We start from the raw sequence: 20253 nt of genomic DNA, 5'->3' as shown, positions 1-20253 counted from the left end.
GATATGCGCCGCGATTTCGCCGATGCGCTCGAATCTTCTGAGGTTAATATCATGCGGGACTACATCAATCTCTTTGATTTCATGTGGAATTCGAGCCGATTTGACAACGGGTTCGTGTCGATGAGCGCTTGGGATGTGATTGATGAGATCTTTACGCCCGATTTCTTCGGGGATACTTCCGTTAGCTTAAGTGATTTCGACTTTCGGTACGGCTTTGACTTTCCCGAGCCCGACGATGGGGTCGACCTTGAGCTTCTTGTTATCCTTTGCGAGTACGTGACGAATTTGCTCGAGCGGAGCCTCGCGAGTCGCAGGTTATATCAGGGTTATATCTCTGCCTTCCAAAATGAACTCAAACTGATCGAACGCATCATGGATAGGGAGGGGTATCGCAAGGCCAAGTGAGTAATCGCGCCTGTTAGCACCCTCGGTATCGCGATTCGGCACCGCTCCATCCATCGCCCGATATTGCCGTTCGGCACCAGCCGTATTCCCGTTCGGCACCGCCTCCGCCTACGCTCGGCTCGCCATGCAACCGAGAGAGAAGGAGGCGAGACATGGCGAGGAAGATCGGGGCCAGGGAGGTCTTGCGACTGCTCGAGTCGGGCATGTCGCGAAACGCGATCGCGAGGTCGCAGGGAATGTCGAAGCACAGCGTCCAGGCGGTGTCCGAGGCCGCCGAGGCGGCGGGGATCGGCTGGGCGGAGGCCGAGGGGATGTCGGATGCGGAGGTCTGCGCCACGCTCTTCCCCGAGAAGGTCCGCGACCGGGACGTCTACCCGGACCCCGACTGGGAGCGCGTGCACCGCGAGCTCGCCCGGGTCGGGGTCACGCTCAAGCGGCTGCACGGGGAGTGCCGCGACGAGCAGAGGTCGAAGGGCGGGCCCTTCATGCCCTGCGACCGCTTCTGCAAGCGCTACCGCGGGTTCACGGTGAGGAGGCAGGTCGTGAGCCGCGTCGGGCACAGGGCCGGCAGGATTCTTGAGGTCGACCGGGCGCAGGCCGACGATGCCGCTCGTCGACCCCGCCACGGGCGAGGTCTCCAAGGTCTTCCCGTTCGTGGCCTGCCTGCTCTTCAGCCGCTGCCCTGCGTCGAGCCTACGCCGGGCATGAGAGAGGATACATGGCTGCGCTGCCACGTGCACGCGTTCGCCTACATGGGCGGCTCGACGCCCTGCATCGTGCCGGACAACCTCAGGACCGGCGTGAGGGCCCACCCGCGCGAGGGCGAGGTCGAGCTGAACGAGGCGTACCGCGAGATGGCCGCGCACTACGGCTCGGCGGTGATGCCCGCGCGCGTCGCCACCCCGCGCGACAAGCCGAGCGCCGAGAACGAGGTGTGGCAGGCCGCGATCGAGATCATCGCGGCGCTCAGGAACGAGGTCTTCACCGATTTCAACCAGCTGAAGGCGGCCGTCGCGGCCAAGCTGGAGGAGCACAACGTCCGCCCGTTCACCAAGCGCGAGGGAACGCGGAGGGAGGTCTTCGAGGAGCAGGAGAGGCCGCTCCTCCGCCCCCTCCCGGCGGTGCCCTACGAGGTCTGCGAGTGGGTCTACGGCCGCAAGGTGCAGCGCAACTGCCACGTCGCGTACAAGCGCAACTACTACTCCGTGAGCCACCTCGCGGTCGGCAAGACGGTCGACCTCAGGGTCACCGACACGACGGTCGAGATATTCCTCGCCGGCGAGCGGCTGGCGACGCACCCGCTCTTCCCGTCGTTCGCGAGGAACCGCTACTCGACTCATGCCGGCGACCTCCCCGAGGGGAGGTCGTACTCCGACTGGGACGCCGGGCGCATCCGGCGCTGGGCCGACCGCGTCGGGCCGTCCTGCAGGGAGGTGGTGGACCGCATCTTCCGGCGCGTGGACCACGAGGAGCAGGGCTTCAGCGCGGCCCTCGCCGTGCTCAGGCCCGGGCACCGCTACACGAGGCCGAGGCTGGAGAGGGCGTGCGAGATGGCGCTGGCGTCCGGGCGCCCGTCCCCCAGGTACAGGCACCTGAAGCCGATACTGGAGACCAACCAGGACGGAGCCGACGGGGCGCATTCCGACGACGGCGGCCCGGGCGAGGACGGGGCCGGCTACGTGCGCGGCGCCGACTTCTACGGGGAGGAGGCGTAGCATGGAGCTCTCGGTGGAGACGAAGCGCAAGCTGCGCGACATGGGCGCATCGGACCTGCTGGACGCGCTGGAGGCCCAGGACGAGGGCATGTGCATGGGCATGACCTGCGCCGAGCGCGTGCAGATGGCCGTCGACGAGGCCCACTCCGCGTTCGTCACGTCCAAGGTCAGGAACCTCACCAAGCGCGCCAACCTGCGCTACCCCGAGGCCGACGTGAGGTCGATCGACTTCTCCGAGGAGAGCGGCCTCGACCGGCTGAAGATCACCGAGCTCGCCACGTGCGGCTTCGCCGAGCGCGGCCAGAGCGTCGTGCTCCAGGGCCCGACCGGCACGGGCAAAACCTATCTGGCCTGCGCGATCGCCAAGGCCGCGTGCCAGAGGCGGATGCGCGCCTGCTACATACGCTGCCCCGACCTGGAGGAGCTGTGGCGCGAGGCGCGCGAGCGCCCCGGCGGCGAGCGCAAGATCACGAGGAAGCACGCCGCCTTCCAGGTCCTCGTGCCCGACGAGTGGCTGCTCGACCGCCCCGACGAGCTCTTCCGGGGCTTCCCGCTCGAGCTCATGGAGGCCCGCTACGGCACGGCGTCCACCGTCTTCTGCGCCCAGTTCCGCCAGAGGGACTGGCACGCCGGGCTCGGCGGCGGGGTCCACGCCGACGCCATCATGGACCGCATCGTCCACGGCGCCGCATGGGTCGGCATGGGCGAGATGAACATGAGGAGGAAGCTGGGCGGAGACTCGGGCTAGAGCTCTTGTGCGGGCGCCGGCCGCGGTGCCGACCCATGCCGCGGCCGGTGCCGATTCGCAATGCTGCCGGTGCTGAATCGCGATAATCTGTGGTGCTCAGCGGGGCAAATACTCAATCGTTGATGGCGATGCGGTTAACGAGGTGCGCATCAACGTCGCTCAACCCTGCTATAACCCTCTCAAATCCGGAATCGATTCCGGATTTGAGAGGGTCCCTGCTCCGCTGTGCGCTACGAGAAGCGGAGTCCGACACCACTGCTCCCAGAGGCGCGACGCGCTACTCCCGGCCAGTAGACAGCCTCCGTCACTCGCTACCCCTCATCCCCTCAAGGTACTCCCTGAAAAACGGGATGTCGAAGTCGACGATTCCGCGGCCGCGCTCGCCGATGACGCCCTGTTCGAGCAGCCTACGCTTGTACTGTGCGGCGTAGCCGCTTGAGACCCCGAGGCGATGCGCGATATCGGACACGCGGCTGGCCCCTTCGTCTTCAAGCATCGCCTCGAGAAAGCGCAGGTCGCCTTCGGAGAGCTCCCGATATGTCGCGTCGAGCACGCGCGTGCGCATGTCGTTGCGCGCCATGTCGATGCCGCGCTCCACGTCTTGGGTGCTGATGCGTTTCATTTCGGGGTGCTGAGACCAGACCCTCGACCCGACGAGTTGAATCATATACGGGAAGCCCTGCGATGCTTCGGCCATTCGAGCCAGTTCTTGATCGGATGCCGTGCGGCCCTCCGCTTCGATCGTCTTGCGCAGCGCATCGATGACCTCGTAGTCCGGAATGCGCTCCATGTGATACTGGACCGCTCGGCGCAAAAACGAAATATTCTCGTTACGCAGCAGTGCGGATACCTGATGGGGGAGGCCCGCCATAAGGAGCCCGATTCGCCTGCCCTCTCCAACGAACAGCTGATATGTGGCAGCCAGCGCGACCATTTCGTCGAGAGTCACGCGCACCTCGTCTACGGTGATAAGAAGCCCCACGTTGTGTTCTTCAAGTTCGTTAAGCAGACGGGTCATCCGCGTGCGCCAATTACCGGTTTCCGAGGACGAACGTTCCCATGAAACGCCGAAAACACCTCCGACGTTTACTCCCGTCAGATGATGTTGGTTTTCAGACGAGACGAACTCCCGCGCTTTCTCGAGGCTTTGCTCATATATGTCTTCCAACATGCCCGGGAGAGCGGAGACGCTAACGGCGATCCAGCCGTATTGCTGAGCTTGACGCGCGAGGTACATGAGCAGCGCGGTCTTTCCCGTTCCGCGAGCGCCGATAAAGATGGTCGAGAGATTTGGATCGCCCGGGCCGCTATCGAGCGCATTCAGGATATTGCTTATCTGCTCGTCGCGTCCGGCCATGACGAAAGGCACAACACCAAAGGTCGGGGTAAATGGGTTTCTCGATGCCGTCATGTCGCTCCTTCCGTTTTGCATGGCACAGGCATGCTCCGAGCGATGTCCCATTTCGATTTTTGCATCTTTTGGCATCTTTTGCAACTTTTGGCATCGTTTGGGAGTTTTGTCATTTGTCCCGCGTGTCGCCAGAAATGTGTACGTGTGGAAGAACGTCCTGACGGGTTGCGCCATGTCTTCACGACAACGAGATGCTTTTGGAGACCGGATGGTTCGGAGGTCGGCATTCTGTGGCACAATATCGAATTCATACTCGAAACTGATTGCGGGGCGGTGGGCGCACCGCATGGCGCACCCACCGCCCGCACATCTCGACGAAGTCGTATGGCTATCGCAGCTCGGCCGACTTGCGCATCATGATAGCTGCGGCTTGAGCACGGGTGAGGTTGTCAACGGGGTTGAGCTCGCCGGTGGAGTCATCGCCAAGGAAGAGGCCCGTGTCGACGGCCCAGGACATCGCGTTACTCGCCCAGGAGCTCGTGTCCGCGCCGTCCGGGAAACCGGAAAGGTTGCCCGAGCTCACCGGTTCGCCCGCCTGACGCCAAAGGACAACGGCAATCTGCTCGCGGGTGATGGGATCTTCTGGGCCGAACTTGTCGGTCCCCTCGTAGCCGGAGAAGATGCCTTGCTGAATCGCCCACGAGACGGCGTCGTCATACCATGCGCCGGATTCGCAATCGCTGAAGCGATTCATAACAGTTGGGTCGACTTCCGGGTTGCCCGCGATGTTGTAGAGGACCCCTGCCATCTGCGCGCGCGTGATGGTGTCATCTGGGCCGAACCTGTCAGTCCCTGCATATCCTCTCATGATGCCGTTTTCGACGGCCCAGCCGACGGATTCGTAGTACCACGCATCATCGTCGATATCGCTAAACTGCTGGAGATTATAGTCCGGCGCTTCGTCATCAGGCGTGTTTCCATCATCAGGGGCTTCCTCATCGCCGGGTTCGCCCTCATCTCCAGGCGTGTTCTCATCGCCCGGATTTGCTTCGTCCCCGGGCTTGTTCTCGTCATCCGGTTCGTTTTCGTCGTCAGCTGTGTCTTTGGTGGCCATGCACCTCACAGAGACCGGCCCTTCAGGCATGATGAAGGAGTAGTCTCCGTTTCCGCGATCCGTTACGGCAATCGGATTGTCATTGTCGTCCAAAACGGTGATGCCGTCCGCATCAAGACTGCAGCCGTTGTAGACATGCACGCAGAGGGTGACCTCTGTGCCCGGTTTTGCCTCAATTGGGTGCTGCACCGAGCAGTTGGCCGTCTCGATGACATCGATCGGCTGGGCAGCCTCATCATCTGCAATTGCTCGGTATTCCACCGTGATCACAATGTCGCCGTCTGGCATGGTGAACGAGCGGGCATCACCACTCCCGTAAGCCTTGACCTCCCTACCATGAGCGGTGGCAATCGAAACGGAAGAAACCTCATAGCCCTTATCAGGCGTCATGGTGAAGCTCACGTTTTCCCCAAAAACGGCGGTGTAGCCGCGTGTCAGGTGCACCGAACCGTGGGGAGAGACGACCGAGATTGAATACTCCGCGGGTTGGGTGGCTTCCGACACCTTGAAATCACGAGGCGCATCGAAAACGGGCGAATTGAGGTTGCCGAAATCGATCTTTTCGGTGGTGTTCGGATTGACTGTTCCGGTACTTATTGGTGGGCACGCTAGGCACCACGCCGTCTCGCCCTTATAGGTTACTCTGCACCAAGCATGATAGTTATGCCAATCAGCAGAACCCGGTTCGTATGCGAAATAGCAGTTGACGATTTCGTCGAAGCCGCCGATACGTTCGGCGATAAGGCACAACATGGTCGGAGAGGTCAGGGAGTCCCAGCGTTCGGTTACGAAAAACGGTTCCGAGGGTCGGGTCGCTAAACTCGCAAGCCTGCCTTGGTAATTCGGAGGATAGGTGAAGACCTTGTACAGTCCCGACGAAATTGCCTGCATCTTCTCAAGAGGATTCATGGTCGTGTTTGTATATTTTGCGATTACCTCATCCACCCATTCGTCAACCGCGTCATCATAGTCGATGAAGTTGGCGGTGAACGTAGCGGCGAGCGCGTATCTCGATCCGTCTTTTTCATACAGCTTGATTGTCTGGGGACCGGTTGAATCGGTCTCGAACGCTTGGGCGATGATATAGCCTCCGGTGACGCGTAGACAGTTGACCGACCGGCCTAAATCCTCAACGTCCAGGAGCTGCCCTTCTTGCAACGCTGTGATATAAGTCGCCTTGCTGGTGTCGAGATCGAACTTGAAGTCCGCCTCAGGATTGTCGGTGCGGACGTACATGTAGCGCATGGTGCCGTTGTTGTACCAGTCGTCGCCCAACCCATCGAGATAGTACACCTGGTAGTCGTACTTGGGTGCGTTGTCGGCAGCCAGAAGATCAAGCCCGCTTTCCGTCGCCTCGGCGGGCACTGCGGCAATCGACTGACCGGTAGCCCCTAGGCCGTCGACTGAGTTTGCCGGCAGCTCCGTAGCTGCAGCCGGTATAGCAGGCGCAGCGACAAGGGCTGCCACCACAAGCGCGGCAGATGCTTTCCGAATCGCGGATCTGTCTATACGGCTGCGTTGCATGGCGTCTCCTTCCCTTTTAGGCCTTGTCCTGCGCCATTCGGGCATGTTCCGGTGACTCCGGTATATCCGAGGTGTCACTTATAGATCTCCTTAATGGTAGGGGCTGTTGATTCGAAGTTGTTGCGCAACATCCACACGATTTTGGCGCTGCTCGGGGTGTCTCCATGCAGATTGACGCGCCATGTGACGCTGCAATCTAGATGTTTCGATTGCTTCGGCAAGAAGGTTGCCGGGATGCCGGCGGGTTGCGTTTTACCGCGGTGATCTTCCATCTGCGTTGGCCTGCCACGCGCAGGTGCCTCAATGCAAAAATAGGATGTCTAAACGACCACAAATTATCAAAGGCGCGATTAAGAGGTTGTCTCAGCGTGCCGTGTTGTCGACCCCCTCTATCACGGCCCCTGCACGCTCCATGTTTCGTAGACCATTGTGGGCCTTTCGGCTGGGAGGATTCCCGCTCCGACATTACGAATGCAAAGCCATGTGTCTTCCCGCTGCAGCGGGCTGATAGTTCGTGTAGAGTGACGGGGTGGAACAATACAGCGGAAGGATGGCTGGAATGTCGGAGATCTTCGAGCCGAAAAACATCATCGTCACCGGCGGCTGCGGCTTCATCGGGTCGAACTTCGTGCGCTGGGTGGCGCGCGAGCACCCGGAGGTGCACGTCACGGTGCTCGACAAGCTCACCTACGCGGGCAACCCCGAGAACATCGCGGGGCTGGACCCCGAGCGCGTGGAGCTCGTCGTGGGCGACATCTGCGACGCAGGGCTTCTGGACGAGCTCGTCCCGGGGCACGACGCCGTCGTGCACTACGCCGCGGAGTCCCACAACGACAACTCCATCGCCGACCCGGCGCCGTTCCTCAGGACCAACGTGGAGGGCACCTTCGCGCTCATCGAGGCCTGCAGGAAGTTCGGCGTGCGCTACCACCACGTGTCGACCGACGAGGTCTACGGCGACCTGGCGCTCGACGACCCCGCCCGCTTCACCGAGGAGACGCCGTATCATCCCAGCTCCCCGTACAGCTCCACCAAGGCGGCATCCGACATGCTCGTGCGCGCCTGGGTGCGCACCTACGGCCTGCGCGCCACCATCTCCAACTGCTCGAACAACTACGGCCCCTACCAGCACCCGGAGAAGTTCATCCCCAGGCAGATCACGAACATCCTGGACGGGGTGCGCCCCAGGCTCTACGGCGACGGCCGCAACGTCCGCGACTGGATCCACACCGAGGACCACAGCTCCGCCGTCTGGACCATCCTCACCAGGGGGCGTATCGGCGAGACCTACCTGATCGGCGCGGACGGCGAGCGGAGCAACATCGACGTCCTGCGCGCCATCCTGCGCGCGATGAGGAGGCCCGAGGACGACTTCGACTGGGTCCGCGACCGCCCCGGCCACGACCGCCGCTACGCCATCGACCCCACCAAGCTCCGCCGCGAGCTCGGCTGGGAGCCGGCGCACACCGACTTCGCCGCCGGCCTGGAGCGGACCATCGCCTGGTACCGCGACCACGAGTCCTGGTGGCGTGCCGCCAAGGACGCCGCCGAGGCCCGCTACGCCGCGCAGGGGCAGTAAGGCGGGCAAACCTTATAGCCCCCAAAACCGAAAAGCCCGCAGGCGTCGCGTCTGCGGGCTTTTTGCGTAGAGCATCCCGGGGAGCGGTCGAGTGGGTATCAGAACGCGAGTCGCAAGAAACTGAAAAGAGGTGAGGAGCTGTATGATTTCCCATCGCACAAAACGCTGTATCTGGTTTGCCTGCGTTGCGCTCGGCGTGGTCGCGTTCGCGGCCATCTTCGCCCTTACCGTGCAGGGGCCGCAGGAAAGCGCCTCCCTTTCCGGTTTCTTCGAGCAGAAGCTTACGCCGGTCGAGACCGCGGCTGGCGGATCGATCTGGATGACCATCAAGGCGACGATCCGCAAAGTCGCCTCGCATCTGTTCGCTGTCGCCGGCATTCGCAAGTGGGCCCATACGGCGGAGTTCTTCGCGCTCGGGTTGTTTGTGAGCTTGGCGGCGCTTCTGTACGTGCCGCGAAGCGACAGCTCTCCCTTGAAGCGGCGCAAGCGCTTGAACCATCGGGCGACGGTCGCCCTGGCGGTCTGCGTCGCCTGCTCGCTGTTCGACCAGACCCATAAGCTGTTCGTCCTCGGTAGGCATTTCGATGTCACCGACCTTCTTTTCGACGCTTTGGGCTACGGGCTTGCGCTTGCCTTGGTGTTCATCCCCGCCGCCCTCTTGATGGCGCACCGGGGAAAGCGCGGCGCCCATTTCGGCTGACCCGGGGAATGCCTATCGGGAACGCACGACATGACCACCTCCGACGCTGCGTCGCTGGCGCGCTTGCCGATCAGCCATCTTGGTCGTCCCCAGCATGCGCCTAGGGTGCCTCTCTCCCAACTGATAAACGATTCGATAACTTGACGCTGCCCCGTTTGGGCCAATGCGTCCGCAACGCTACAATAGAGCCGCTGGCGCACGCCAGTTTCAATGCATTGCGCCGCGGTCGCATGTCCGCTGGTCGCACCATTCTGCGAAAGGGACCGTACATGAAGTATTTCGGCACCGACGGATTCCGTGGAGAAGCCAACAAGGGCCTTACGGTTGATCATGCGTTCAAGATCGGACGGTATGTGGGCTGGTATTACGGCGCGCGCCAGGAGCGCAAGGCGCGCGTGGTCGTGGGCAAAGACACCCGCCGTTCGAGCTACATGTTTGAATCTGCGCTGGTGGCGGGCCTTGTCGCCTCGGGTGCCGACGCGTACATGCTGCACGTCATTCCCACGCCGGGCGTGGCGTACGAGACGGTCGACGGCCGTTTTGACTGCGGCATCATGATCTCCGCCTCCCACAACCCCTACACCGACAACGGTATCAAGCTCGTGAACGGCGAGGGCTACAAGATGGACGAGGAAGTGCTCGAGCTGATCGAGGACTACATCGACGGCAAGTGCGACGTGCCGCTGGCCACCGGAGACTCCATCGGCGCGACGATCGACTACATGCAGGGCCGTAACCGCTACATCGCCTTCTTGATCTCCAGCGCCAACTTCTCGCTGCAGGGCGTGAAGATCGGCCTGGACTGCGCCAACGGTTCCGCGTCTTCGGTTGCCAAGCCCGTGTTCGACGCGCTCGGTGCCGACGTTCGCGTGATCAACAATAGCCCCGACGGCTTCAACATCAACGTCGACTGCGGCTCCACCCATATCGATCGCCTGCGCCGTCACGTGGTCGAGCAGGGTCTGGACGTGGGCTTTGCCTACGACGGCGACGCGGACCGTTGCATTGCCGTGGACGAGCGCGGCAACGTGGTCGACGGCGACCTCATCCTGTACGTGTGCGGCGTCTACCTCAACAAGCACGGCCGTTTGACCGGCGGCACCGTGGTCCCGACCGTCATGAGCAACTACGGCCTGTTCAAGGCGTTCGACGAGGCGCGTCTGTCCTACGAGACCACGGCGGTCGGCGACAAGCACGTGTACGCCTGCATGCGCGCCAACGGCTACAGCCTGGGCGGCGAGCAGTCCGGTCACATCATCTTCGGCGACATCGAGTGCACGGGTGACGGCATCATGACCTCGCTGCGCGTGATGGAGGTGCTGCGCGCCGAGCGCGAGACGCTGTCCCAGCTGTGCGCGCCGGTGAAGCTGTATCCGCAGCTGCTTACCAACGTGCGCGTGACCGACCGCGATGCGGCGATGGCCGACGAGGGCGTGCTGGCGTCCGTCAAGCAGGCGGAGGAGTTCCTGGGCGATCGCGGCCGCGTGCTCGTGCGCGCGAGCGGCACCGAGCCTCTGGTCCGCGTGCTCGCCGAGGCGCCGACGAAGGAGCTGTGCGAGGAGGCGAGCGCGTTCACGCTGAAGGCGCTCGACTCGTTCAAGGTGGAGTAGGCGAAAACCGTCGATACATAGGCGTCTGTATCGGGCGTCCCGCACGGTGGCGGGACGCCCGATTTGCGTTTTGGCACAGAGTGCGGGGCTGCGTGCCATCCCCGACCAACCCATCGAAGGGGTGTCCCCGATTTGCAAAAGTGCATGCGGAAGGTACGTCCCCAATTTGCATGCATCCCCTTGTAGCTCATTTGGAGTTTAGTAGCTGCAAGTTTGCATAAACTATACTTTCAAGGGCGAATACAGACGCACTCGTGCGTGCGATACAAGGAGACGATATGGCAGATTCGAACGACATGAACGGCAGCGGTCCGCAGCGTCCGCCGCGCCGCCGCACGGCCGCCGGGCCCGGCGCGGGCGCATCGCAGGACACCATGCAGTTCATCGCGCTCGCGGCGAAGAGCCGCGAGCAGGCCCAGACGCAGGGCGCGCCCGGGCCGCGCCCCGGCGCCGCCGGCCCCGCGCAGGGCGCCGCGCCCCAGGACGGCCCCTACACCGAGCCGGTCGGCCGCATCGAGACCGAGCGGGGGAACGCCTCCTCGGAGCCGACCGCCTTCCAGGGTGCGCCCTCCGGGGAGCGCGCCGAGTTCTACGACTTCGGCCTGCCCTACGGCGAGGACGCCGGCTCGCGCACCGACGACGGGCTCGTCAAGCGCCGCCACAGCCGCCGCGACCGCCGTCGCCGCCGCATCCGCCGCACCGTCATCGCCGTCGTCGTCCTGCTCGTGGTCGCGCTCGGCGTCTCGGGCGCCCTGCTCGCGCGCTCCGCGCTGTCCGTGCGCGACCGCGCGGGCGAGGCCGTGGGCATCGTCAACTCGGTGAAGGACAAGGTCACCTCTGGCGAGTTCTCGACGCTGCCCGACGACGCGGCGCGCCTCCAGGCGCTGTGCGCCGACATCGAGGCCGAGACCTCCGGTCCCCTCTGGGCCGCGGCCTCCGTCATCCCCGTGGTCGGCTCCGACGTGTCTGCCGCCCGCGAGCTCGTCTCGGTGCTGTCCGAGGTGTCCGCGGATGCGCTCGTGCCCATGGCCGAGCAGCTCGCCGGCGCCACGCCGGGCAGGCTGTTCGCCGACGGCAGCATCAACGTGTCGGCCGTCTGCGCCGTCGTGGACGCGCTGGCCGACAGCGCCGAGGTCCTCGGGAGCGCGAACGGGCGCGTGCAGGCGATCGGCGACACGCACGTCGCGCAGGTGACCGAGCTCGTCGAGACCGCCAAGGACGGCTTCGCGGTGCTCGATGGCGCGGTCAAGGCGAGCGAGAGCCTCTCGCCCGTGCTGCCCGCCATGCTGGGCGCGCAAGGCACCCGCAGCTACCTCGTCATGGCGCAGAACAACGTCGAGATCCGCGCGAACGGCGGCCTGGGCGGCTCCCAGGGCGTCATCACGATCACGGACGGCCAGATGGAGATCGGCGATTTCCGCGGTTCGCTGCGCGTGTCCGATGACCAACAGGTCCTGCTTACCGACGAAGAGAATAACCTGTTCAACAAGATGACCGGCAACGTGGGCAAGGTGACGGGCGACGCCACCATGATCCCCGATTTCCCGCGCGCCGCCTCCATCATCGGCCAGCTGTGGGAGGCCGGCATGGGTCAGCACGTCGACGGCGTCATTGCGCTCGACCCGGTGTTCCTCCAGTACCTGCTCGGGCTCGTCGGCGGCGTGACGCTGCCCGACGGCACGGCCGTGGACGGCACGAACGCGGCGACCGTCCTCATGCACGACGTGTACTGGAACTACCCCCAGGAGGAGTCCGACGCCATCTTCGCGAGCGTGGCGCAGGCGGCCTTCGACCGCATCCTGTCCGGCATCGGCGAGGCCGACATGGCCGGGCTCGTGCAGGTCTTCGCGCGCGGCTGCGACGAGGGGCGCTTCATCGTCTGGATGGAGGACGCGGACGAGGAGCAGGCGATCGAGGACATGGGCATCGCCAACGAGCTGCCCGACGCGGGCGACGTCGACGGCGTCCCGGAGGCCGGCGTCTACCTCAACAACGTGGGCTATTCCAAGATGGACTGGTACCTCGACCTCAACGTGGACGTCTCCTCGGGCATGAAGCGCGGCGACGGCACCACGACCTACGACGTCACGGTCGACATCGCCAACACCTGCACCGAGGCGGAGGCGGCCAACCTGCCGGGGTATGTGGGCGTGAACAAGTGGATGGACGACGGCTCGATCCAGCTCGTGCCGCTCGAGCGCTACATCGTCTATCTGTTCGCACCTGCGGGCGGTACCATCTCCGATGTGAACGTGCAGGTGAACGGCCAGGCCGACATGACCATGAAGGAAGGCACCTACAACGGGCTGAACGTCACGTACGGCATGCTCGACCTGTATGACGAGGAGAGTTGCACGGTGACCTACACGATCACGGTTCCCTCCGATGCGGCAGGCGAGCTCCAGATGCGCGTGACCCCGACCTGCCAGGATGCACGCGAGGGGAATCTGTAGAGTCCTCCGCACACACGCGGTACAACAAGGCGCCCCGTCCGGAAAGCGATCCGGACGGGGCGCCTTTGCATTGCGCGTTCGTGTGGGGGCGGCCGGCTGGGCGCGCGAGCGAGCCGCTAGTCCTCAGGCGTCACCGGCGGCACGTTGCCGGCGTCGTTAGCCTCACCTGCCGCGATCATCTGCTCGAACATGCTCGCCGACTGGCGGAAATCGCTCGGCAGCACCACGGTGGAGCTCTTGCCGCTCTTGGCGAACTCGTTCATCATCTCGGTCCACTGCGTGAACATGAACAGCAGGTTCGCCTCGTCGTTGCCCACGCCGGTCTCCTGGATGATCTCCAGCGAGTCCTTGATGCCCAGCGCGATGGCCTTGCGCTGGTTGGCGATGCCCTCGCCCGCCTGCTCCATGGCCTCCGCCTCCGCCTTGGCCTCCGTGACGCGACGGATGCGGTCGGCTTCGGCCAGGTCCTGCGCCGCGGCTTTGGTGCGCTGGGCGGCGTTGATCTGGTTCATGGAGTTCTCGACCTCAGCGGGCAGCGCGATCTTGGTGATGAGCGTCGAGACGAGCGTGAAGCCGTAGGCCGCCATCTGCTCGGAGACGGTGGCGTTCACGTCCTTGGCGATGTCGTCCTTCTTGGCGAAGACCTCGTCGAGGGTGTAGACGGGGATGGAGCTGCGCAGGGCGTCGGTGATGAAGTCGCGCATCTGGGCGACGGGCTGCTGCAGCATGTAGTAGCTCTTGTACACGCCGGATTCCTGCGGCGCGTTGCCGAGCTCGTAGCTCACGTGGTACTGCGCAGAGACCTCGAGGCCGATGGTGACGTTGTCCTCGGTCTTGACGTCGATATCGAAGCCGTTCTTCATGGTGCGCAGGCTTACCGTGGCCGCCTTGCGGTCGATGAAGGGAATCTTGGCGTGGAAGCCCGCGCCGACGATGCGGTTGAACTTGCCCAGGCGCTCGATGATGACGGCGTGCTGCTGCTTGACCACGAAGAACAGGTTGCCTGTCGCGATGCTGATGATGAGCAGGACGAGCACGGCGATGAGGATGAAGCCGAACATGGCGTTTCCTTTCGACGGATGAACTTACAGGCAGGATACCCCATCCGGGCGCAGGGGAATCGCAAGCTTGGGATAAAGGAGGGCGGCGAGGTATCGGACGGTGCCGGACGGTGCCGAGAGGCGGTATGGCGCGAGCGAGGCGGACGGCCCGCGCTGCCCATCAAGTGCGCCCATGAAAAACGCGGGCGCGCCGCAGGGAGGTTCCTCTGCGGCGCGCCCGCGTCAAAATCGAAACGCAGACATTACAGCGCGTAGAGCGCACCGAGCTTCTTGGCGAGGTAGTCGCAGTAATACGTCGCGTCGAACGGCGCGCCGCAGGCGTTCTCGATGAGCTCGGGCGCATCCTTGCCGCGGCCCCAGCGCCAGATGTTCTGCTCGAGCCATGCGCGCACCGGCGCCAGGTCGCCCGAGGCGCACGCCGCCTCCAGGTCGATGCCGGCGCTCGCCATGGCAGGCGCATACTGCGCGTCGTAGGCGCTGCCCAGCGCATAGGTGGGGAAGTAGCCGAAGCTGCCGCCCGACCAGTGCGTGTCCTGCAGGCAGCCGTGCGTGTCGTCGGGCACCTCGATACCCAGGTACTTCATGGTCAGCTCGTCCCAGAGGCCCGGGATGTCGCGCGCCGTCGCCTCGCCGGAGAACAGCTTCCGCTCGATCTCGTAGCGGATCATGATGTGCAGCGGGTAGGTGAGCTCGTCTGCCTCGGTGCGGATGAGCGAGGGCTTCGCGATGTTGACGGCGCGGTACAGCTCCTCCTCGGAGACGCTGTCGTAGATGGCGGGGATGCGGCGGCGCAGGATCTGCAGCAGCGGGCCCATGAACGCGCGGCTGCGGCCGACGGTGTTCTCGAAGAAGCGCGACTGGCTCTCGTGGATGCCCATGGACGTGCCGCCCGCCAGGCAGGTGTAGGCGTAGGCCTCGTCGACGCCCAGCTCGTAGATGGCGTGGCCCGCCTCGTGGATGATGGAGTAGACGTTCGAGATGACGTTGTCCTCGTAGATATGCGTGGCGATGCGCGCGTCGCCGACTGCGAAGCCCTCGGAGAAGGGGTGCTCGGTGAAGGCGAGCGCGGTGTCGGCGCGGTCGATGCCCACCAGGTCGATCAGGTCGAACGAGATCGCCTTCTGGATGGATTCGGGGATGCGCGCCTGGAGGAACGAGGCGTTGGGCTGCACGCCGTGCTCCACGATGGCGTGCACGAGCGGGACGACGGTTGCGCGCACCTGGTCGCAAAACGCGTCGAAGGCCTGGGAGGTGAGCCCGCGCTCGTACTGGTCGAGCAGCACGTCATAGGGGTCGCGCGTGGGATCGAGATAGCCCGCATGGCGCTTGCAGGTCTTGACGATGCGGTCGACGTAGGGCTCGAACGACGCCCAGTCGTTGGCAGCCTTTGCCTTGTGCCACACGGCATCCGCCTCGCAGATCAGGCGGGTCCAGGCCTCCTCTTCCTCGGTGGGGATGACGAGCGCTTCGCGCTGGTCGCGCGCGAGCACGCGGACCTCGTCGGCGAGCTGGCCGGTGATCTTGTCCTTGGCGGCCGCCTTCTCGAGCGCGCGGACGAGCTCGACGGCCTTGTCGCTCGTGAGCAGCTTGTGATGGGCGGCGGCGAGCGTGCCCAGGGCCTCACCGCGAGCCGCGGCGCCGTTCTCGGGTGCCACGGTGGCGCCGTCGAACTCGCTTATCTTGAGCAGGTACTCGTAGGTCCACAGCTTGCGCTCGAGCTTTCGCAGCTTCTTGCCCAGCTTGTGGGTGTTGATCTTTGCCTTTCCCATCGCGTTCTCCTCATCCTCCGTGCGATTGAGTGTTCCAACAAGTGTAGCTGTATCGGCTTCGTAAGCCTATGGCAAAACACCGGTAAGCATCCGGCCTGCCGCGCACGCGACACGCGTTCTGGTCAAAAGGGCCCCGTCCCAAAAAGCGCCGAAAAGCGTGGAATGTGCGCTTGCGCGGGTTTGCGGCAAGCGCTTGTGCTATCCTTGCCCTCAACGCGTTGACGGAGAGGGTTGTGCCCGCCGCGTCCCGCAGAGAGAGGGAAGGTCACCGGCTGAAAGCCTTCCTGCGTGGGCAAGGACACAGCGTTCACTCCCGAGCAGCGACCTGAACGGACGTGCCGGAACACGGCAGCTGAGTAGGGAAGCCGCCCGCCCGGGCGATATCGGGCAAAAGAGGGTATGCCGGGCGCGACAACCGGCAGCCAAACAAGGTGGTACCGCGGATCTGTCCGTCCTTGCACACGGGGTTTCCCCACGTGCAAGGACGGTTTTTTATTGAGAAGGGATGTTTCATGAGTCTGATTGAAGACCTTGACCAGCTCGAAGCCAAGGCAAAGGAGATGATCGAGGGCGCCGTGACGGTCGATGCGCTCGAGCAGGCGCGCGTGGCGCTGCTCGGCCGCAAGGGCGAGATCACCTCGGTCATGCACATGATGGGCAAGGTGGCTCCCGAGGAGCGCCCTGTGCTCGGCAAGCGCGCCAACGAGCTGCGCCGTCTGGCCGAGAGCCTGCTGGAGCGCCGCGGCGGCGCGCTCAAGCGCGAGGCCATGCGCAACCTCATGGCGACCGAGGCCGTTGACGTGACCCTGCCCGGCGCGCGTCCCAAGATCGGCCATCAGCACCTCATCAACCAGATCATCGAGGAGATCGAGGACGTCTTCTGCGGCATCGGCTACACGGTCGAGGACGGTCCGCACGTGGAGACAACCTTCTACAACTTCACCGCGTTGAACGCGCCGATGGACCATCCCAGCCGTAGTGCGCGCGACACGTTCTACGTGGTCGACAACGCGCCCGGCACCTGCGCGCATGCCGAGGAGCACGCGCACGGCGAGTCCGACGTGCTGCTGCGCACCCAGACCTCGGGCGTGCAGGTGCACACCATGGAGGAGCAGAAGCCACCCATCTACATGATCGCCCCGGGCACGGTCTACCGCCCCGACACCCCCGACGCCTGCCATCTGCCGCAGTTCAACCAGGTCGAGGGCCTTGTGGTGGACGAGGGCATCACGTTCGGCGACCTCAAGGGCACGCTCGACTACTTCGTCAAGTGCATGTTCGGCTCCGAGCGCAAGACGCGCTACCGTCCGCACTTCTTCCCGTTCACCGAGCCCTCCTGCGAGGTTGACGTGAGCTGCGGTGTGTGCCACGGCGAGGGCTGTAGCTTCTGCAAGCATTCCGGCTGGATCGAGATTCTGGGCTGCGGCATGGTCGACCCCAACGTCCTCGTGAACTGCGGCATCGATCCCGAACGCTACTCCGGCTTCGCCTTCGGCATCGGCGTCGAGCGCGTGGCGGCGCTCCGTTACGACCTGCCCGACCTCCGCACGCTGATGACGGGAGACATGCGCTTCCTGAACCAGTTCTAGGGAAGCCCTCCCAAGCCGGTCCCGGGCGACGCCCTGGGCGTCGCGCCTGTTCGAGACCGTTCATGCGAAAGCCGAAACCGTTCTACATGTCATAAAGGAGAAATCGCAATGCGCGTTCCTTATAGTTGGTTGGGCGAGATGATCGAGCTGCCGTCCGATCCTGCCGATCTCGTCGCCGAGTTCATTCGCACGGGCACCGAGGTGGAGTCCGTTGATACGGTGGGCGAGTCCTTCGACCATGTCGTCACCGCCCAGGTGGTTTCCAAAGAGCCCCATCCCGATTCCGACCATATGTGGGTCACCAAGGTCGATGTGGGCGAGTTCAATCTCGGCGAGGACGGCGCGCCCGCGCCGCTGCAGATCGTGTGTGGCGCCCAGAACTTCAACGAGGGCGATCACATCGTGACCGCCCTGATCGGCGCCGAGCTGCCCGGCGGCGTCAAGATCAAGAAGTCCAAGCTGCGCGGCGTGGTGTCGTTCGGCATGAACTGCTCCGCACGCGAGCTGGGCCTGTCCGGCGACCATTCCGGCATCATGATCCTGCCGCCCGACGCGCCCGTGGGCGTGCCGTTCGCCCAGTACCAGGGCACCTCCGAGACCGTGCTGGACTGCGAGATCACGCCGAACCGCCCTGACTGCCTGTCCATGGTGGGCATGGCGCGCGAGGTCGGCGCCATCTACGACCGCGACTACCATGTCGAGTACCCCCAGATCAAAGAGGAGGTCGGCCGTCCGACCGCCGACGAGATCTCGGTCGCCTTCGATGGCGAGGGTATGTGCAGCCGCTACGTCGCGCGCATCGTCCGCAACGTGAAGGTCGGCCCCAGCCCCGACTGGATGGTCCAGCGCCTGAACGCGCTCGGCATCCGCCCGCACAACAACATCGTCGACATCACGAACTACGTGATGATGCTCACCGGCCAGCCGCTGCACGCATTCGACCTGTCCACGTTCGCCGAACGCGACGGCAAGCGCTCCGTCGTGGTGCGCGCCGCGCGCGAGGGCGAGACGTTCACCACGCTCGACGGCGTCGAGCGCACGCTGTCTGAGGGCATGAGCCTCATCACCGACGGCGAGCGCCCCGTGGCGCTGGCCGGCGTCATGGGCGGCATGGATTCCGAGATCGAGGACGACACCGTCGACGTGATGGTCGAGAGCGCCTGCTTCGATGCCGGGCGCACCTCGCACACGAGCCGCGACCTGTCCCTGATCTCCGACGCGTCCATCCGCTTCGAGCGCCAGGTTGACGAGACCGGCTGCGTGGACGTGGCCAACATCACGTGCGCGCTGATCGAGGAGCTCGCCGGCGGCGAGGTCGCTCCGGGCTACGTGGACCTCTATCCCGCGCCCAAGCAGCAGCCCGAGCTCACGCTGCGCCTTGCGCGCGTTCACGCCATCTGCGGCGCGGACATCGATCCCGAGTTCATCGAGCGCGCCCTGACCCGCCTGGGCTGCACGGTGTCTCGCGCTGACGGGGAAGACGAGCAGGTATTCCGCGTCGTGCCGCCGAGCTTCCGCCCCGACCTGCCGCGCGAGATCGACCTTATCGAGGAGATCTTGCGCCTGTGGGGCATGGACCGCGTCGAGGCGACCATCCCTGCCGCCAAGAACCACATCGGCGGCCTGACGCGCGAGCAGCACCTCACCCGCAAGATCGGCCAGATTCTGCGCGCCTGCGGCCTGAACGAGACCACGACCTTCGCCTTTGCCGCGGCCGACGACCTCAAGAAGATCGGTATGTCGGAGGAGGGTCGCGGCCTTCCCGTCGTGCTCATGGACCCGCTGATCGCCGAGCAGGCCGAGATGCGCCGCTCGCTGCTGCCGGGCCTGCTGCGCTCCGTGGCCTATAACGAGGCCCACGGTACCGCCAACGTGCAGCTCTACGAGATCGGCCGCCTGTTCCATGGCCGCGAGAACGCCAGCAAGCCCAAGGAGAACGTGAGCGTCGCCGGCGTGCTGTCCGGCGCCATGGGCGACGTGACGTGGAACCAGAAGTTCGCGCCGCTGCGCTTCTTCGACGGCAAGGGCGTGGTCGAGGAGCTGCTTGCCCAGCTGCGTGTCGAGAAGGTGCGCTTCCGTCCCGCCGAGGGCGAGGGCTACGCGTTCTTGCAGCCCGGTCGCGGCGCCGAGGTGCTGTCCGGCGGCACCGTGCTCGGCTGGGTCGGCGAGATCCACCCCGATGCGCGCGAGGCCATGGACATCGATCTTCCCGTGGTCGCCTTCGAGCTCAACTTCGAGGCCCTGCTGCGAGGCGCCCGCAACCAGGAGGCCTACCACGAGTTCTCGAGCTTCCCGAGCGTGGAGCACGATTTGGCTATCGTCGTCGATGAGGGCGTGACCTGCGAGGATCTGGAGCGTCGTATCGTAAGCGCCGGCGGCAAGCTGCTGTCCGACGTGCGCCTGTTCGACGTGTACCGCGACCCGGTGCGCGTGGGCGAGGGCAAGAAGTCCATGGCGTTCGCGCTGACGTATCGTTCCGACGACCATACGCTCACGTCTGAGGAGGTCGAGCGCGCCCACTCCAAGCTCGTGGCGAAGGTCTGCAAGGCCACGGGCGGCGAGGTCAGGTCTTAACTATCGCCGCGGCGCGTTGACGCATTGGTCTTTTATACTGAGGGGGTCCGTGCCTGGCGCG

The 20253-nt window shown here is 64.5% G+C and carries 12 protein-coding genes and 1 pseudogene; 9 read left to right on the top strand and 4 right to left on the bottom strand.

All coding sequences use genetic code 11. From position 1 onward, the window contains the following. The first annotated feature begins 3 nt into the window (after positions 1-3). From QVN30_RS03070 to QVN30_RS03060, 3 genes and pseudogenes are all read left to right on the top strand, one after another. Positions 4-405, top strand: a complete 402-nt coding sequence (locus QVN30_RS03070) for a hypothetical protein (RefSeq protein WP_289835422.1) — start codon at positions 4-6, stop codon at positions 403-405. Between the two features lie 152 nt (positions 406-557). Continuing rightward, a pseudogene (gene istA / locus QVN30_RS03065) lies at positions 558-2120 on the top strand (IS21 family transposase). 1 nt (position 2121) lies between these two features. Then, positions 2122-2868, top strand: a complete 747-nt coding sequence (locus tag QVN30_RS03060; RefSeq protein WP_289835417.1) for an ATP-binding protein — start codon at positions 2122-2124, stop codon at positions 2866-2868. Between the two features lie 304 nt (positions 2869-3172). Here the strand turns inward: QVN30_RS03060 and QVN30_RS03055 are convergent, their stop codons facing one another. Both QVN30_RS03055 and QVN30_RS03050 read right to left on the bottom strand, forming a co-directional pair. Further along, on the bottom strand, positions 3173-4453 hold the full coding sequence (locus tag QVN30_RS03055) for a DUF8462 domain-containing protein (RefSeq protein WP_289835415.1): 1281 nt from the start codon (positions 4451-4453) through the stop codon (positions 3173-3175). Between the two features lie 154 nt (positions 4454-4607). Beyond that, the gene (locus tag QVN30_RS03050) at positions 4608-6857 is read right to left on the bottom strand and encodes an S-layer homology domain-containing protein (protein WP_289835413.1); all 2250 of its coding nucleotides are present in this window, start codon (positions 6855-6857) and stop codon (positions 4608-4610) included. Positions 6858-7416: 559 nt separating this feature from the next. On the opposite strand from QVN30_RS03050, the gene rfbB reads away from it, so the two are divergent. From rfbB to QVN30_RS03030, 4 genes are all read left to right on the top strand, one after another. Next, positions 7417-8436, top strand: coding sequence for a dTDP-glucose 4,6-dehydratase (gene rfbB / locus QVN30_RS03045; RefSeq protein WP_289835411.1), 1020 nt, complete (start codon positions 7417-7419; stop codon positions 8434-8436). A gap of 142 nt (positions 8437-8578) precedes the next feature. Further along, the gene (locus QVN30_RS03040; RefSeq protein WP_204587265.1) at positions 8579-9136 is read left to right on the top strand and encodes a VanZ family protein; all 558 of its coding nucleotides are present in this window, start codon (positions 8579-8581) and stop codon (positions 9134-9136) included. Between the two features lie 269 nt (positions 9137-9405). Continuing rightward, the gene (glmM, locus tag QVN30_RS03035; RefSeq protein ID WP_289820507.1) at positions 9406-10746 is read left to right on the top strand and encodes a phosphoglucosamine mutase; all 1341 of its coding nucleotides are present in this window, start codon (positions 9406-9408) and stop codon (positions 10744-10746) included. A gap of 278 nt (positions 10747-11024) precedes the next feature. Further along, the gene (locus tag QVN30_RS03030; protein WP_289835410.1) at positions 11025-13199 is read left to right on the top strand and encodes a DUF4012 domain-containing protein; all 2175 of its coding nucleotides are present in this window, start codon (positions 11025-11027) and stop codon (positions 13197-13199) included. 116 nt (positions 13200-13315) lie between these two features. On the opposite strand, the gene QVN30_RS03025 is transcribed toward QVN30_RS03030, so the two are convergent. Both QVN30_RS03025 and QVN30_RS03020 read right to left on the bottom strand, forming a co-directional pair. Next, positions 13316-14260, bottom strand: a complete 945-nt coding sequence (locus tag QVN30_RS03025; protein WP_204564968.1) for an SPFH domain-containing protein — start codon at positions 14258-14260, stop codon at positions 13316-13318. Between the two features lie 242 nt (positions 14261-14502). Further along, positions 14503-16029 carry a carboxypeptidase M32 gene (locus tag QVN30_RS03020; protein ID WP_289835408.1) on the bottom strand — a complete coding sequence of 509 codons (1527 nt, stop codon included), beginning with the start codon at positions 16027-16029 and terminating at the stop codon, positions 14503-14505. Positions 16030-16541: 512 nt separating this feature from the next. On the opposite strand from QVN30_RS03020, the gene pheS reads away from it, so the two are divergent. Beyond that, complete coding sequence (pheS, locus tag QVN30_RS03015; protein ID WP_275051856.1) at positions 16542-17618, top strand: phenylalanine--tRNA ligase subunit alpha; 1077 nt, start codon at positions 16542-16544, stop codon at positions 17616-17618. A gap of 108 nt (positions 17619-17726) precedes the next feature. After that, complete coding sequence (pheT, locus tag QVN30_RS03010) at positions 17727-20192, top strand: phenylalanine--tRNA ligase subunit beta (protein WP_289835405.1); 2466 nt, start codon at positions 17727-17729, stop codon at positions 20190-20192. Positions 20193-20253 lie beyond the last annotated feature (61 nt).

It is taken from the genome of Collinsella ihumii (genome assembly GCF_030385545.1).
Classification (GTDB): domain Bacteria; phylum Actinomycetota; class Coriobacteriia; order Coriobacteriales; family Coriobacteriaceae; genus Collinsella; species Collinsella ihumii.
This window is presented reverse-complemented; position numbering and strand designations above follow the sequence as displayed.

What these genes read in the sequence shown, in the direction of transcription:
- QVN30_RS03070 (WP_289835422.1), top strand. Translation starts at nt 4, where the DNA reads ATGCGCCGCGATTTCGCCGATGCGCTCGAATCTTCTGAGGTTAATATC.
- QVN30_RS03060 (WP_289835417.1), top strand. Translation starts at nt 2,122, where the DNA reads ATGGAGCTCTCGGTGGAGACGAAGCGCAAGCTGCGCGACATGGGCGCA.
- QVN30_RS03055 (WP_289835415.1), bottom strand. Translation starts at nt 4,453, where the DNA reads ATGGCGCAACCCGTCAGGACGTTCTTCCACACGTACACATTTCTGGCG.
- QVN30_RS03050 (WP_289835413.1), bottom strand. Translation starts at nt 6,857, where the DNA reads ATGCAACGCAGCCGTATAGACAGATCCGCGATTCGGAAAGCATCTGCC.
- rfbB (WP_289835411.1), top strand. Translation starts at nt 7,417, where the DNA reads ATGTCGGAGATCTTCGAGCCGAAAAACATCATCGTCACCGGCGGCTGC.
- QVN30_RS03040 (WP_204587265.1), top strand. Translation starts at nt 8,579, where the DNA reads ATGATTTCCCATCGCACAAAACGCTGTATCTGGTTTGCCTGCGTTGCG.
- glmM (WP_289820507.1), top strand. Translation starts at nt 9,406, where the DNA reads ATGAAGTATTTCGGCACCGACGGATTCCGTGGAGAAGCCAACAAGGGC.
- QVN30_RS03030 (WP_289835410.1), top strand. Translation starts at nt 11,025, where the DNA reads ATGGCAGATTCGAACGACATGAACGGCAGCGGTCCGCAGCGTCCGCCG.
- QVN30_RS03025 (WP_204564968.1), bottom strand. Translation starts at nt 14,260, where the DNA reads ATGTTCGGCTTCATCCTCATCGCCGTGCTCGTCCTGCTCATCATCAGC.
- QVN30_RS03020 (WP_289835408.1), bottom strand. Translation starts at nt 16,029, where the DNA reads ATGGGAAAGGCAAAGATCAACACCCACAAGCTGGGCAAGAAGCTGCGA.
- pheS (WP_275051856.1), top strand. Translation starts at nt 16,542, where the DNA reads ATGAGTCTGATTGAAGACCTTGACCAGCTCGAAGCCAAGGCAAAGGAG.
- pheT (WP_289835405.1), top strand. Translation starts at nt 17,727, where the DNA reads ATGCGCGTTCCTTATAGTTGGTTGGGCGAGATGATCGAGCTGCCGTCC.